At 73.1% G+C, this 1,167-nt stretch carries 1 protein-coding gene and 1 pseudogene; both read right to left on the bottom strand.

The window, feature by feature from the left end:
• A pseudogene (locus ABZW10_RS38720) lies at positions 1-597 on the bottom strand (electron transfer flavoprotein subunit alpha/FixB family protein); the annotation flags it as partial.
• Between the two features lie 72 nt (positions 598-669).
• The coding region (locus ABZW10_RS38715) for an electron transfer flavoprotein subunit beta (protein ID WP_355376422.1) at positions 670-1,167 on the bottom strand (498 nt) is incomplete at its 5' end.

Genomic DNA, 1,167 nt, shown 5'->3' with positions numbered 1-1,167 from the left:
CTCGGTCAGCTCGGGGCGGCCGGTGGACACGCGCGGGGTGCGCGAGACGACCTTGGCGGCGTTGCCGGTGAAGGCGACGGTGACGTTCTCCACCGTACCGGCGGCCGGGGCGGCCTCCGGGGCGACGGCGTTCGGCTTGACCGCGATGACCGGCACACCGTTGCTGACCCGGGAGTCGACGGTGTAGGAGGCCGCGAAGACGGACTGGGTGGCCACCGGGCCCTGGTCGCCGGCGCGCAGGTCGACGGCGTCGGTGATGATGCCGGAGCCGATCCGCAGGGCGACGCGGGCGGCGACCTCCTTGCCCTCGCCGGAAGAGGTGACCAGCACCGCGGCCGGCTCGACCGCCTTGGCGATCTGGGCCAGGGCGTCCACCTTGGGGACGACCAGCTGGTCGGTGAACTCGGCGCCGTCGGCGACGTACACCTTGGCGGCGCCGTACTCGGCGGCCTTGGCGGCCAGCTCGGCGGCCTTGTCGCCGGCGCCGAGGACGACGGCGGAGGGCTCGCCGATGCGGCGGGCCAGGGTCAGCAGCTCCAGGGCCGGCTTGCGGACCGCGCCGTCGGCGTGGTCGACCAGGACGAGGATCTCAGCCATTGCTCGATGTCTCCGTGATTCGGTGGGGCAGCAGGGATGGGCGCGGGTGGCCCGGGGTGACCAGCGGGGTGACTAGATGAACTTCTGGTCGGCGAGGAAGCCGGCGAGCGCCTTGCCGCCCTCGCCCTCGTCCTTGACGACCGTGCCCGCGGAACGCGCCGGACGCGCCGCCACCGACTCCACCGCCGTCCACGCACCCGCCAGACCGACCTCGTCCGCCTCGACGCCCAGGTCGTCCAGGTCCAGGGACTGCACCGGCTTCTTCTTCGCCGCCATGATCCCCTTGAACGACGGGTACCGGGCCTCACCCGACTGGTCCGTCACCGACACCACCGCCGGCAGCGCCGCCTCCACCAGCTCCGTCGCCGCGTCACCGTCCCGACGGCCCTTCACCACACCGCCCTCGACCGACACCTCCGACAGCAGCGTCACCTGCGGCACCCCCAGCCGCTCCGCCAGCAGCGCCGGCAGCACACCCATCGAACCGTCCGTCGACGCCATACCGCCGATCACCAGGTCGAACCCGGTCCTCTCCAGCGCCTTCGCCAGCACCGCCGACGTCCCGATCAC

This window comes from Kitasatospora sp. NPDC004723 (genome assembly GCF_040609255.1).
In the GTDB taxonomy this organism is placed as follows: domain Bacteria; phylum Actinomycetota; class Actinomycetes; order Streptomycetales; family Streptomycetaceae; genus Kitasatospora.
This window is presented reverse-complemented; position numbering and strand designations above follow the sequence as displayed.